Origin of the sequence: Pseudonocardia sp. Ae505_Ps2 (assembly GCF_001932425.1) — a bacterium.
Lineage (GTDB): Bacteria > Actinomycetota > Actinomycetes > Mycobacteriales > Pseudonocardiaceae > Pseudonocardia.
Genome location: NZ_MCIP01000001.1, coordinates 547,471 through 560,500, shown reverse-complemented (window position 1 = coordinate 560,500; position 13,030 = coordinate 547,471). Strand labels below are relative to the sequence as shown.

Below are 13,030 nucleotides of genomic sequence, written 5' to 3'. Positions count from 1 at the left end.
GCCGTTCTCGTCGGCCGGTGGGCCCGGTCAGGAGTGGTTGCCGGGCGAGGACTTGCGGCTGGGCCTGCTGCGCAGCTCGTTCACGTAGTCGTCCGGGGCGCCCGCGGTCTCCGCGGCGTCGGCGATCACGCCCAGGTAGCGGGCCGAGGGCTCCCCGCCCTCGTAGGCGTTCAGCACGTAGATGAACGCGAGGACGCTGCCGTCGAGGGTGGCGACGCGCAGCCGGAGCTTCTTGTGCATGCCCAGCTCGCCGCCCTCCCAGCGGTCGAGCTGGCGTTCGTCGTGCTCGGGGACGTCGTAGAGCACGACGAACACCTGCGAGCCCGGCTCCTCCACCACGGTGGCGAGCGCGCCCTCCCAGGTGTAGTCCTCGCCGCCGAACGTCAGCCGCCAGCCCTGGAGCCACCCGGTCCCGGCCATCGGCGAGTGCGGGGCGCGCTCCTTCATCTGCTCGGGGTCCATGTTCGACCCGTACGCGGCATACAGCGGCACGCATGCAGGGTAGTGGGGAGCCCGACGGGGCCTCGACCCGCCCGGTCGTAACGATGGGACACGCGTACTGTGAGCCCCGTCGACGCTGGCGGGCGGGACCGCCTGCCGGTCCACCACCACCGACTTCTCCAGGGGGATCTCCCGTGACCCGCATCGTCATCATGGGCGGCGGACCGGCCGGTTACGAGGCCGCACTCGTCGCGGCACAGCACGGCAGCGAGGTGACCGTCGTCGAGCGGGACGGGATGGGCGGCGCCTGCGTCGTCTACGACTGCGTCCCCTCGAAGACCTTCATCTCCTCCGCGGCCGTCCGGGTCGACCTGCACCGTGCCGAGGACCTCGGCGTCCTGGTGGACCGCGGCAACTCCGCGGTCGACCTGCCCGCGGTCAACGAGCGGGTCAAGTCCCTCGCCCTCGCCCAGTCCGCCGACGTGCGGGCCCGGCTGGAGAACGAGGGCGTCCGGATCATCGCCGGCACCGCGCGGTTCGCTGGGCCCGCGGAGGCCCGCGCCGCGCACGAGGTGACCGCCACGCACGCCGACGGGACCGTCGAGGACCTCGTCGCCGACGTCGTCCTCATCGCGACCGGGGCCACCCCGCGGGTGCTGGACTCGGCTCGTCCGGACGGCGACCGGATCCTCGACTGGCGTCAGCTCTACGACCTCGACGAGCTGCCCGAGCACCTGATCGTCGTCGGCTCGGGCGTGACCGGCGCCGAGTTCTGCTCGGCCTACGTCGAGCTCGGCTGCCGGGTCAGCCTGGTCTCCAGCCGCGACCGGGTCCTCCCGCACGAGGACGCCGACGCCGCCGCGGTGCTGGAGGAGGTGTTCGCCGACCGGGGGGTGGAGATCCTCGCCCACGCGCGCGCCGACTCCGTCGAGAACACCGGCGACGGCGTCCGGGTCACCCTGTCCGACGGTCGCGTCGTGGAGGGTTCGCACGCCCTGATGACCGTCGGGTCGATCCCCAACACCGCCGAGCTCGGCCTGGAGAAGATCGGCGTCGAGACCGACCGCGGCGGGTTCGTCCCGGTCGACAAGGTCTCGCGCACCTCCGAGCCGGGTGTGTACGCGGCGGGCGACTGCACCGGCGTGCTCATGCTCGCCTCGGTCGCGGCCATGCAGGGCCGGATCGCGATGTGGCACGCGCTCGGGGAGGGCGTGTCCCCGATCCGGCTGCGGACCGTCGCGGCGAACGTGTTCACCCGGCCCGAGATCGCGACCGTCGGGATCAGCCAGAACGCGATCGACTCCGGCGAGGTCCCGGCCCGCACCGTGATGCTGCCGTTGTCGACCAACCCGCGCGCCAAGATGCGCGGACTGCGCCGCGGCTTCGTGAAGCTGTTCTGCCGTCCGGCGTCCGGTGTGGTCATCGGCGGTGTCGTGGTCGCGCCGGTCGCGAGCGAGCTGATCCTGCCGATCGCGATGGCGGTCCAGAACGGGCTCGGCGTGGACGACCTGGCCCACACCTTCTCGGTGTACCCGTCGCTGTCCGGGTCGATCACCGAGGCGGGCCGTCAGCTCATGCAGCACTCCGACCTGGACTGAACAGCTCGGCGAACCGGTCGCGCAGCTCGCCGTCGCCCGCGGGGGCGAGGGTGGACCACTCGGGTCCGCCGTGCGCGCCGGTCCCGCGGGTCAGCCGGTAGCGACCCCGCGGCGTGTCGACGACGGCGACGTGCCCCGGCAGCCGCGCCGGGCTGCCCCAGTGGTCGTGCCGGACGGCACAGATCTGCGCACGGTGCGCGGGCCCGGCGAGCAGGGAGGCGAGCCGGGCCCGCTGCTCGTCGTCCCCGGCGGTGCCGGGGTCGGTGCGTGCGTCCCCGTCGAGGACGCGGGCCAGCTCGGCGGTGGGCAGGGTCACGGCGGGCCCGGGGCCCGGCGCGCGCCGGGGCAGGGCCGACACCGCGGCGAACGCCGGTGATCCCGCCGCGGTCACGGTGACGGCCGTTCCGGTGTGGACGGCGAGGACGCCGTCGCCGTCGCGTTCGGCGGCGACCGCGCGCAGCGGGCCGTCGTCGAACCGGCCGCGCACCTCCAGGTGACGGTCGGGGCGGGTGAGCAGGGTCAGCAGCCGCACCAGCGCGGGGTCGGGTCCGGCCGGACCGGCGAGGCCGCGGGCGCGCAGCCCGGCGACGCCGGCCGCCACGACCCGGCGCCGCTCCTCGCGGGTGCGCCCGGGGGAGGGGAGCCGCAGCGCCACCGGTGTGGCGCCGAGTCCCAGGTGCTCCCAGACGACGTCGAACTCGGTGCCGGTGAGCACGAACGGCACCGACGGGATCCAGGGCGCGGGCTCAGCCACGGCCCCGCCACCGGGCCTCGGGACGCAGGACGCCGGGGTCGGGTCGGGCATCGGGCTGCTCCAGGGGGTCGTCGGGGACGGCGTGCCGGTCGGCGACGAGGCGCCAGGCCGGGACCCGGAGGTCGGCGGGCGCGCCTACGGCAGCCGCGACCGGCGGCGGGGCGGCCGGAACCGCGCCCACCGGCACGCCGGCCGGGTCGCCGTGCGGCGGCACCGGCGGTAGGGCGTAGCGGCCGTGGGTGGCGGCACCGTGCGTGGCGTCGAGGTGGGGGACGGCGAGGTCGCCGGTGGTGACGGCGTGGTGGGCCGGGCCCGGGGGCCCCGCGGGAGTGGGGCAGTGCGGGGCGACGGCGTGGTCGGCGATGCGGGGCTCGGTGACGTGGGGCTCGGTGACGTGGGGGTGGGTGGTGTCGGGGCCGGTGGGCTGGGCGCCCGCCGGGCTCCCGGGGGTCGGGCCGTCGGTCGTGGGCCGGTCCGGCGCGCCGCCGCCGGCCGTGGGGTCGTCGGGCCCGGTGGGCGTCGCGCCGTGCGGGGCGGGATCGCCGGTGGCGTCCGGGACGGGGCCGTCGTGCGTCGACGGCGGCACCCCGTCCGCGGCACCCGTGGCCGGCACGCCGCTGGGGGCGCGGGTGCCGCTGGTCGTCGCGTCGCCGGAGGGCGGGCGGTGCTCGGCTCCGCTGGGCGTCGTGTCGCCCGGTCGGTCCCGGGCGTCGTCAGGGTGTGGTGTGTCGCCCGTACGTGGTGCGTCGCCAACGGGCGGAGTGTCGCCACCGGGTGGTGTGCTGCCACCGGGTGGTGGGGTGCCGTCACCGGGTGGCGTCCCGCGGCCGGTGGTGTCGCCGTCGCCGGAGGGGCTCCGCCCGTCCCGGGCCTGCCGCTCCCCACGGATCGTGGCGCCGATCAGGATCCCGGCGCCACCGAGCGCCCCGCCCGCGAGCACCGCGGCGGTCACGGCCGTGCCGCCGTCGTCGGGGCCACCGCGGTCGCCCGGGGTGCCGGCGTCGCCCGCCGGGGACGCCGGAGCGGCCCCGGAGTCACCGGTCTCGGGGTCACCGGTCCCGGGGGCGGTGTCCGGTGCGGGGGTGCCGCCGGTGCGGGGGTCGTCGGTCGCGGCGGCGTCCGCGGGGTCCCGCCCGGCGGAGGGCCCGCCGACGTCGATCGGTCGCGCACCGGGCACCCCGGCCCGTCCGTTCCCGGTCAGCACCGCCGCCGTGAGCCCGCCGAAGCCGATCCCCGCGAACACCGTCGTCCCCGACCCCGCGCCGTCCACCGGGACCGGACCCGCGTCGCCGCCGGCGCCGCCGGTGCCGTGCGGGGGCCCGCCGGGGGGCGGGGCCGGGACGGCGGGGGAGGCGGCCGCGGTGCCGTCGTGGGTCACGACCGGGGCCGCGCCCCAGCCGGTCCACGGTGCGCCGGTGGCGTGGGTGTCGTCGTCGTAGCGGATCATGAGCTCCGCGGCCCGACCGGCCGAGTTGCCCGCGGCGAGGTCGGCGGCCGCCCAGTCGTCGAGCAGGGCCGGGCCCACGGGTGCGGTCTCCGGCGGTGTCGGGGCCGCGGCGGCCGGCATCCGGGCCCGCAGGTCCGCGGCGAGCCCGGCCTGGGTGGCGAGTGCGTCGGCGGTGCGCTCGGCGTCGGCGGTGGCGGAGACGACCCAGCCGTCGAGGGTCCCGAGCGCCACGGTGACGCCGTCCGCGGCCGTGCCGGACCATCCCCCCGGCAGACCGCGGACCTGGCCGGACAGCTCGCGGTGGACGTCGGCGAGCGCGGCCGCGGCGTCGCGCCACGCCCGTTCCGCCCCGGCCGACGCCGAGGGGCCCGGACCGGCCGCCACCATCGCGGCGATCTCGGCGTGGCCGAGCCCCGCCCAGCGCGGCGCGGTCACCGGGCGCTGCCGTTCAGCGCGTCCGTCGTCGACTCCTCGGTGCGGGTGTAGGCGCGACCGGTGGCGGCGGCCGCGTCGCGTGCCCGCAGCAGCTCCGTGTGCACCGTGTGCAGCCGGCCGATCGCCGCGTCCGGGCCGTCCGCGGCGTGGACGGCGTAGCGGGCGGCGGCCTCGGCGCTGGCCGGGTCACCGAGCCAGGGCTCGACCCGGCGGGCGTCGGCGTCGAGGGTGCGCAGCGCGGCGGCCAGCCGGGACGCGGCCCGGTCGAGAGCCTCCGCCGCCCCGGCCGGGGCCGCCGGGTCGACGCGCAGGTCCGGGGAGATGTTGGGCACGTCGGCCTCCGGTGCGGACGGGCGGATCACGGACGGGCACACGCTAGGCCGGCACCGGTCGTCGCCGCGGGGGTTCGGCGGGGACCGGTCGCGATCGCGAAGCCCGCACACGACGACACCCCCGTCCGCGGCCGGTCGGTACCGGTGCGGACGGGGGTGTGCGTCGCGGTCAGGCCGCCGTCACCTCGGCCGGGGCCGGGACCTCGACCGGAGCGCACCCGCGGAGCGGGCACGGCGGTGGGGCCCAGGGCCGTGGTGTCCCGTCGTGGGCGGGAACGGTCCCCGCGAACGGCCACCGGCCTGCGAAACGCTGCAGGTACCAGTAGACGAACAGGTGGTCCGGGTCCTCCGGGGCGGTGACGAACAACGCGCGTCCGCCCAGGTCGGTGACCCAGGCGGCGTACTCGTTCGAGACCTGGCCCGGTGGGCGCGAGGCCCGCCGGGTGAGGAGCCAGTCCTCCGCCCGGGTGCGCCAGGTCGCCAGCGCGGTCGGGTGCAGGGTGGCCCCCGGGAGCTCCCGGAGGTTGGCGGTGAAGGTGCCGATCAGGACCCCGCCCGCGCCGTACGCGGAGGAGGTCAGGGTGAGCAGGGAGTGCGGGCCCGGGATCGGGCCGTCGGTGTGGACGTGCGTCGTGACGTGGAACGTCGGCGACGCGGGGTCGAACTCTGGGGGCATGACGGATCCTGTGACGTCTCGGTCGAACTGGGACGGCTCACGGCGCGGCAGGGCCTGCGTGGTGAGCGGATCCGCGGCGCGGTACTCCGCGTGGCGGTAGTTCCGGGCCCCGTGGATCGGGCACACGGGTCGGCTGTGGAGTTGTCGTGGGTACTGCTCGGTGCATGCCGCGGGCGCCGGACGGCGTGCGCGACACACCGAGGACGCTAGAACGGCCGGGCGTGCCGGTCAACGGGCCGTGACCCGCTCGGCACCGCCCGTCGCCACGGCCCCGTCGCCACGGACCGCGGAGGGTGAGCGTGCCGGACCGGGTCAGCCCTCGTCCGCCAGCCGCCCCAGCACGACGACGTCGACCCGCTCGCCGTCGACGGTCCACGCCTCCCGCAGCCGGCCCTCCGGCACGAACCCCAGCGCCGCGGCGACGGCGGCGGAGGCCCGGTTCGGCTCGGCGTGGCACCAGGTGACGCGGTGCAGCCCGAGCCCGCCGAAGGCGAAGCGCACGACCGCCCCGGCCGCGGTGCGGGCCAGGCCGCGTCCGCGGGCGGCGGGCAGCGTCCAGCAGCGCAGCTCCGCGGTGCCGTGGGCCAGGTCGAGGTGCTCCAGGGTGATCTCGCCGAGCATCTCCCCGGTCGTCGGCTCGGCGACGGCCCAGGCGCAGCGGGTGCCGCGGGCCCAGCCGTCGATCCGGTCGGCGACGTGCGCGGTCACCCGTGCGTCGAAGTCCGGGGCCGCGGGGTCGGGCCGGTTGCGCCAGCGCCGGATCTCCGGGTCCCGGCAGGACGCGGCGACGGCCGGGCGGTCGTCCACCCGGCCGTCGTGCCGCAGCCCGCGCAGGTACCAGGCCCCGGCGTTGATCTCGACCGGGTCGAGCACCGGGTCGAGCACCGGGACGGGCACCGCGTCAGTCCTTGATCTCGCAGATCACGGTGCCCTGGGTGACCGAGGAGCCCTGCTCCGCGTCCAGGCCGGTCACGGTACCGGCCTTCGTCGCGGTGACCGGGTTCTCCATCTTCATCGCCTCGAGGACGACGATCAGGTCCCCCACCTCGACGGTGTCGCCCTCGGAGACCGCGACCTTGATGATCGTGCCCTGCATCGGCGCGGTGACGGCGTCGCCCGAGGCCTTCGCCCCGCCGCCGCCCTTGCCGCCGCGCTTGCGCGGGGCCGCCTTGGCCGGGCTACCGCCGTTGCCGCCTCCGCCGAGGGCGAGGTCGCCGGGCAGCGAGACCTCCAGGCGTCGCCCGCCGACCTCGACGACGACGGTCTGCCGCTCGCCGGAGGTGTCCTCGGCGCCCGCACCGCCCTCGAACGGCGGAACGGTGTTGTTCCACTCGGTCTCGATCCAGCGGGTGTGCACGGTGAAGTCCTCGAGGGTCTCGGCGGCGTAGGCCGGGTCCTCGACGACGAGACGGTGGAACTCGAGCACGGTCGCCATGCCCTCGACCTTGAACTCGGCGAGTGCGCGCCGGGCCCGCTGCAGCGCCTGCTGCCGGTCGCTGCCCCACACGATCAGCTTCGCCAGCAGCGAGTCGAACTGGCCGCCGATGACCGAGCCGTCCTCGACGCCCGCGTCCATCCGCACGCCCGGCCCGGCCGGGTACCAGATCCGCTCGACGGTGCCCGGCGCCGGCAGGAAGTTCCGCCCGGCGTCCTCGCCGTTGATGCGGAACTCGATGGCGTGCCCGCGCGGCTCCGGGTCGCCGTCGAAGTCCAGCTCCTGGCCCTCGGCGATCCGGAACATCTGGCGGACCAGGTCGATCCCGGTGGTCTCCTCCGAGACCGGGTGCTCGACCTGCAGCCGGGTGTTCACCTCCAGGAAGGTGATCATGCCGTCCTGGCCGATGAGGAACTCGACGGTGCCGGCGCCGTAGTAGCCGGCCTCCTTGCAGATCGCCTTCGAGGCCTCGTACAGGGTCGTGCGCTGCTCGTCGGTCAGGAACGGCGCGGGCGCCTCCTCGACGAGCTTCTGGAAGCGGCGCTGCAGCGAGCAGTCACGCGTCCCGACGACGACCACGTTGCCGTGCTGGTCGGCCAGCACCTGGGTCTCGACGTGGCGCGGCTTGTCCAGGTAGCGCTCGACGAAGCACTCGCCGCGACCGAACGCGGCGGTGGCCTCGCGGACCGCGGACTCGTACAGCTCGGCGATCTCGGAGCGCTCCCGGGCGACCTTCATGCCGCGCCCGCCACCGCCGAAGGCGGCCTTGATCGCGACCGGCAGGCCGTGCTCGTCGGCGAAGGCGATGACCTCGTCCGCGTCCTTGACCGGGTCCTTGGTGCCGGGCACCAGCGGGGCGCCGGCCTTCAGGGCGATGTGCCGCGCGGTCACCTTGTCGCCGAGGTCGCGGATCGACTGCGGCGACGGGCCGATCCAGGTGAGGCCGGCGTCGATCACGGCCTGGGCGAAGTCGGCGTTCTCCGACAGGAAGCCGTAGCCGGGGTGGATCGCGTCGGCGCCGGACTGCTTCGCGGCACCGATGACCTTCTCGATGTCGAGGTAGGACTCGGCGGCGGTGGAGCCGCCCAGCGCGAAGGCCTCGTCGGCGAGACGCACGAACATCGCGTCCCGGTCCGGGTCGGCGTAGACGGCGACGCTCTCCAGTCCCGCGTCCTTCGCTGCTCGGATCACGCGTACGGCGATCTCTCCCCGGTTGGCGACGAGCACTTTGCGCAGTGCGGGCACGGTCGAACTCCTCCGGTCACGGCGCCGGCCCGATGCTCCGGCGCAGGGTTACCGGGGAGTGTAGGAGCCGCGGGCCGGGAAATTACCGGTGGGGAATGTGGTGATGGCAACGCCCTCACCCGTCCGAGCCCCGAGACCCCGTTCGTGATCGGTCCAGGCGTGACCGGTGCCACCACCGTGCGACCCGGCCGCGGGGCCGCGGGGCGGTCCGGCCGTCGTAGTGCAGCGCCGCCTCGCGCGCGGCCAGCTCACGTCGGGCGCCCGCACCGAGCCGACCGGCGGCCGCCAGCTCGCGGGCCAGGTCCCAGCCCTCCCGCTGGGCGCCGTAGGGGGCGACGCCGTCGAAGCGGGCGGCGAACCGGGCCTGCCAGTCCGTCCCGGCGTCGACGGCGAGCAGCGGCCACGCCGCGGCGACGAGCCCGGCCCGCTTGCGCAGCAGGGCGGCCCGGGCCGCGGCCAGCCGCGCCTCGTCGAACCCGGCCGGGTTCGCCCCGCCCGCGACGAGCGCCGCCACCAGCTCGGCCTGCCGTTGCGCGAGGTCCCCGCTCACGTCGTGCCCGTCCCGTCCGCGGCGGGCGCGGTCACCGTCCCGGCCCCGTGGCCGGAGTCCGCACCCGTCCGGCACGGCGACGCGTGCCCGGCCGCGGCCGCCACGGCGTCCAGCTCCGCGCACAGCTCCGCGGCGGGCGGGTAGCGGCCGTCGCGCTCCAGCATCACCGGCGGCGGCACCGGCAGCTGCGCCACGGTGTGGGTCAGCAGCGCCAGCACCGCGTCCGGGACGGGGTCGGTGTGGGTGTCGTGCAGCAGCCCCGTCGCGTCGGCGGCGTGCCCGGCGACGTGGCAGTAGGCCACCGCCCCCGGTGGCAGCCCGGTGAGCAGCGCGTCGACGTCGGCCCGTGGGTCGCGGCCCCGGTTGCGGGCGTTGACGTAGGTGTTCGCGATGTCGAGCAGCAGCGGCGCCCCGGTCCTGTCGTGCAGCCGGTGCAGGAACTCCGCCTCGTCGAACTCGTCGTCGGGCCAGTCGAACAGCGCCGCGATCGGCTCCAGCGCCAGCGGGACGTCCAGTTCCGGCCGGGTCGCCGCCACGTTCGCGACGAGCACGTCGAGCGCCTCCCGGGTGCGGGGGAGCGGCAGCAGGTGCCCGGCCTCGACCCCGCCCGCCCGGGTGAACGCGATGTGCTCGCTGACCAGTGCCGCACCCGTCGCGGCGGCGCAGGCCGCGAGGTGGGCGACCCGCCCCGGGTCGACGCCCTCGGGGGAGCCGGGCGACAGTCGCACCCCGTGCACGACGACCGGCCTGCGCAGCAGCGACGCCGGGACCGCGTCGGGGTGCAGCGACTCGGCGACGACCTCGTGGAAGGCGAGGCCGTCGACGTCGTCGAGGACGGCCGCGATGCCGCTGCGCCAGCCGACCCCGGTCCCGCCCGGGACACCCGTCATCCGGTCACCTCCGCCGTACGAGCCGTTCCCGCAGCTTCACACCCCCCACGGTGCAGCTGCGGGAACGGCAGATCCGGTTCCCCCGTCGCAGGCTCAGCCGCCGCAGCCGCCGCCTCCGCCGCAGCTGCTCCCGCCTCCGCCGCAGCTGGTCCCGCCGCCGCTGTCGCTGCCGGACCAGCCGCCGGCGCCCCCGCCGTCGGAGGAGCTGCCCCCGGTCGCGGCGGGCGCCCCGCCGAGCGTGCCGAGCTTCTGCGCGGCGAGCTCCTCGGCGAAGGCAGGCTCGGCGGCCAGCATCGCGCCCACTCCGAACGCCCCGACCGACAGCGCGGCCGCGGCGGGCCCGACGGCCGTCCAGTCCGGGCGCATCGACGGCGACAGCGCGTCGTGGCGGGACCGCACGGCGGCGAGCGCGGCGTCCCCGGCCCGGGTCCGGGCGGGCACCTGCGTCGCGAGGACCGCCGCGAACACCGCGGTGGCGGCGACGAGCACCAGCAGGAACCCGACCGGGCGCCCACCGCCCAGCCCGGCGGCGATCCGGACCGCACCGACGAGGGCGAGCGCCCCGACCGGCCAGGCGGTCGCCCGGTAGCGGGCCCGGTCGGCAGGGGACAGCAGCAGCCCCGCGGTCTCCAGCCGCTGGGCGGCCCGGGTCAGCTCGGTGCGGACCGGCTCGTGGGTGCCCAGCATCCGGCCCGGGGTCAGGCGCTGCGCGCAGCGGTGGATCGCGCGCTGCAGCGCCGACGCGCCGTGCCCGGGGACCCGGCCCGCCCGCACCTGGCCCGTGGTGCGGCCGGAGGTGACCAGGCTGCCGTCGACGTGCATGGCCGACAGGGCCGCGTACACGGCCAGCTCGGGCCCGCCGTTGAGGTACGCGACGTCCTCGGGCCTGCTGTCGAGGGTGCCGGCGCCGCGCGGATCCCCCTGCGCGATCGCCCGCCGCCGGCGCAGCACGATCCCGGACACCAGAACCAGCGCGACGACGTAGAGGACCAGGAAGGTCTGGCCCGGGATGCCCCAGGTGTCCCCGGTGAGGTTCGTGCCCATCTCCACCACCCCCTGCGGTGAGCGACACTTCGTCGTTCGAAGCAGTGTGCGCCCGCTCACCCCTGGAGAGTGATCGATTTGAGGTGGACTTGAGGAAGGTCCGCGCACGGGGAAAGCCGGGGTCACCGACGGTGACCCCGGCTGTCGCGGGAGTGAGCTCGTGGGGCCTCAGCCGGTGGCGGCCCGCACCTGGTTCTTGATGCGCGCCAGCATCGCGGCGATGCCACGCAGCCGCAGCGGGCTGACGGCCTCGGCGAGGCCGAGGTCGGTGTAGAAGTCGTCCGGGACGGCCAGGACCGTCGCGGCGGGCTGCCCGTCGAGCCCGGTCACCATGATCGAGGCGAACCCGCGGGTGGTCGGCGCCTCCTTCGGCGCGGAGAAGAACAGGTGGACCGGCCGCTCGCTGGGCGGGTCGCCCGGGGTGCCCGCCACCTCGACCGCGAGGAACAGCGGCGACTGGCACTCGTGGACCTGCTCCATGGTGTCCGCGGTGTCGGCGTAGCGCTCGGGCAGGTCCGGCAGCTCCTGGGACAGCTCCAGCAGCAGCTGGAGACGGTCCTTCGGGCCGACCGCGGCGAAGTCCTCGACCAGCTCGGCCAGGTCGGGGGGCAGTGTGCCGGGATCGCCGCTCACGCGGACCCGCGCTCCTGTCCCTGCACGATCGGCACGCGCACGGCGTTGCCCCACTCGGTCCAGCTGCCGTCGTAGTTGCGGACCCGGTCGAAGCCCAGCAGGTGGGTCAGCACGAACCAGGTGTGGCTGGAACGCTCGCCGATCCGGCAGTAGGCGACGACGTCGTCGGTGGCCGACAGCCCCTGCTCCTGCTCGTAGATGGCCGACAGCTCGGCACGGCTGCGGAACGAGCCGTCCTCGGCGGCGGCGCGGGCCCACGGGACGCTCGCGGCGCCCGGGATGTGCCCACCGCGGACCGCGCCCTCCTGCGGGTAGTCCGGCATGTGCAGCTTCTCGCCGGTGTACTCCTGCGGGGACCGCACGTCGACCAGCGGCTTGCCCAGGTGGGCGAGGACGTCGTCCTTGAAGGCGCGGATGCCGGAGTCGTCACGCTCGACGACCGGGTAGTCGGCCCGGGCCGGGGTGGGCTTCTCGGTGACCATCTCGCGGCCCTCGGCGACCCACGTGGACCGGCCGCCGTCGAGCAGTCGCACGTCGGCGTGGCCGAACAGGGAGAACACCCACAGCGCGTAGGCGGCCCACCAGTTGTTCCGGTCGCCGTAGACGACGATCGTGGTGTCCCGGCCGATGCCGCGCTCGGACATGATCTCGGCGTAGCGGGTGCCGTCGACGTAGTCCCGGGTGACCGGGTCGTTGAGCTCGGTGTGCCAGTCGACCTTCACCGCGCCGGGGATGTGCCCGGTGTCGTAGAGCAGGACGTCCTCGTCCGACTCCACGACCACCAGCCCGGGGTCGTCCAGATGCTCCGCCAGCCAGGCGGTGGTGACCAGGCGCTCGGGGTGGGCGTACTCGGCGAGCTTCGGGTCGGGGTCGTGTCCGACAGTCATGGCCGCAGGGTAACCACGTGCCCCGACACCCACACACGGGTCAGCCGCGCGGCGCCCAGAGGTCGACGACCGACACCCCGACCGCGCCCAGCAGGCGGCGCAGCAGCGGCAGGCTGATCCCGATCACGTTGGACGGGTCGCCGTCGATGCCCTCGACGAACCAGCCGCCCAGCCCATCGAGGGTGAACGCACCCGCGACCGCCAGCGGCTCGCCGGTGGCGAGGTAGGCCTCCAGCTCGGCGTCGGTCGGCTCGGCGAAGCGCACCCCGGTGCCGGCGTGTCCCTCGGCCTCCTGGGCGACCGCGCCGCCGGCCAGGCGCAGCACCGCGTGCCCGGTCAGCAGCTCCCCGGTGCGCCCGGCCATGGCCTTCCAGCGCCGCCGCGCCGTCTCCGGGTCGTGCGGCTTGCCGACCAGCTCGCCGCCGACGAGCAGCATCGAGTCGCAGCCCACGACCACGCAGTCACCGGTCAGCCGCTCGGCGACGGCGGCGGCCTTGGCCGCGGCCAGCAGCGTCACCACGGCCGCGGGGTCGGCGTCGGGGTGCGCGGCGAGCAGGGCGTCCTCGTCGACGTCGGAGACCTCCACGGCGGGGTCGGCCCCGGCGGCGCGCAGGACCGACAGGCGGGCGGGGGAGGCGGAGGCCAGAACCAGACGCACGCCGG

Annotated in this window: 14 protein-coding genes; 1 reads left to right on the top strand and 13 read right to left on the bottom strand. The window is 76.2% G+C overall.

The features are described from left to right. Nucleotides 1-27: 27 nt before the first annotated feature. Entirely contained in the window at nt 28-492 is a 465-nt protein-coding gene (locus Ae505Ps2_RS02460) for a gamma-glutamylcyclotransferase (RefSeq protein WP_020624005.1), read from the bottom strand. A 143-nt stretch (nt 493-635) separates the two neighbouring features. Here Ae505Ps2_RS02460 and Ae505Ps2_RS02455 point away from each other — a divergent pair, with 143 nt between their 5' ends. Beyond that, nucleotides 636-2,039: an NAD(P)H-quinone dehydrogenase gene (locus Ae505Ps2_RS02455; protein ID WP_020624004.1), complete on the top strand. Its 1,404-nt coding sequence runs from the start codon at nt 636-638 to the stop codon at nt 2,037-2,039. Here the strand turns inward: Ae505Ps2_RS02455 and Ae505Ps2_RS02450 are convergent. The 12 genes from Ae505Ps2_RS02450 to Ae505Ps2_RS02395 all read right to left on the bottom strand — a co-directional run bounded on the left by Ae505Ps2_RS02450 (nt 2,014) and on the right by Ae505Ps2_RS02395 (nt 13,025). Continuing rightward, on the bottom strand, nt 2,014-2,793 hold the full coding sequence (locus Ae505Ps2_RS02450; RefSeq protein WP_170917005.1) for an ESX secretion-associated protein EspG: 780 nt from the start codon (nt 2,791-2,793) through the stop codon (nt 2,014-2,016). The two genes, Ae505Ps2_RS02455 and Ae505Ps2_RS02450, sit on opposite strands and share 26 nt — an antisense overlap. Then, the gene (locus Ae505Ps2_RS02445; RefSeq protein WP_075553380.1) at nt 2,786-4,675 is read right to left on the bottom strand and encodes a PPE domain-containing protein; all 1,890 of its coding nucleotides are present in this window, start codon (nt 4,673-4,675) and stop codon (nt 2,786-2,788) included. The genes Ae505Ps2_RS02450 and Ae505Ps2_RS02445 overlap by 8 nt, the downstream gene beginning before the upstream one ends. Continuing rightward, complete coding sequence (locus tag Ae505Ps2_RS02440) at nt 4,672-5,037, bottom strand: hypothetical protein (RefSeq protein WP_075310284.1); 366 nt, start codon at nt 5,035-5,037, stop codon at nt 4,672-4,674. The genes Ae505Ps2_RS02445 and Ae505Ps2_RS02440 overlap by 4 nt, the downstream gene beginning before the upstream one ends. A gap of 139 nt (nt 5,038-5,176) precedes the next feature. Further along, the gene (locus Ae505Ps2_RS02435) at nt 5,177-5,683 is read right to left on the bottom strand and encodes a hypothetical protein (RefSeq protein ID WP_051050033.1); all 507 of its coding nucleotides are present in this window, start codon (nt 5,681-5,683) and stop codon (nt 5,177-5,179) included. 312 nt (nt 5,684-5,995) lie between these two features. Next, nucleotides 5,996-6,580 carry a GNAT family protein gene (locus Ae505Ps2_RS02430; RefSeq protein ID WP_139318928.1) on the bottom strand — a complete coding sequence of 195 codons (585 nt, stop codon included), beginning with the start codon at nt 6,578-6,580 and terminating at the stop codon, nt 5,996-5,998. Between the two features lie 4 nt (nt 6,581-6,584). Continuing rightward, complete coding sequence (locus tag Ae505Ps2_RS02425) at nt 6,585-8,363, bottom strand: acetyl/propionyl/methylcrotonyl-CoA carboxylase subunit alpha (RefSeq protein WP_075310286.1); 1,779 nt, start codon at nt 8,361-8,363, stop codon at nt 6,585-6,587. 115 nt (nt 8,364-8,478) lie between these two features. Then, entirely contained in the window at nt 8,479-8,913 is a 435-nt protein-coding gene (locus tag Ae505Ps2_RS02420; protein WP_139318929.1) for a hypothetical protein, read from the bottom strand. Further along, nucleotides 8,910-9,803, bottom strand: a complete 894-nt coding sequence (locus Ae505Ps2_RS02415) for a DUF692 domain-containing protein (RefSeq protein ID WP_075310288.1) — start codon at nt 9,801-9,803, stop codon at nt 8,910-8,912. The genes Ae505Ps2_RS02420 and Ae505Ps2_RS02415 overlap by 4 nt, the downstream gene beginning before the upstream one ends. A gap of 93 nt (nt 9,804-9,896) precedes the next feature. Then, nucleotides 9,897-10,847 (bottom strand): TIGR04222 domain-containing membrane protein, encoded by a 951-nt coding sequence (locus Ae505Ps2_RS02410; RefSeq protein WP_075554160.1) that lies wholly within the window; start codon nt 10,845-10,847, stop codon nt 9,897-9,899. A 168-nt stretch (nt 10,848-11,015) separates the two neighbouring features. Then, nucleotides 11,016-11,480: a SufE family protein gene (locus Ae505Ps2_RS02405; RefSeq protein WP_020622450.1), complete on the bottom strand. Its 465-nt coding sequence runs from the start codon at nt 11,478-11,480 to the stop codon at nt 11,016-11,018. Continuing rightward, complete coding sequence (locus Ae505Ps2_RS02400) at nt 11,477-12,367, bottom strand: sulfurtransferase (protein ID WP_075553379.1); 891 nt, start codon at nt 12,365-12,367, stop codon at nt 11,477-11,479. The genes Ae505Ps2_RS02405 and Ae505Ps2_RS02400 overlap by 4 nt, the downstream gene beginning before the upstream one ends. A gap of 40 nt (nt 12,368-12,407) precedes the next feature. Further along, nucleotides 12,408-13,025, bottom strand: coding sequence for a Maf family protein (locus tag Ae505Ps2_RS02395; protein WP_075310292.1), 618 nt, complete (start codon nt 13,023-13,025; stop codon nt 12,408-12,410). Between the last annotated feature and the right edge of the window lie 5 nt (nt 13,026-13,030).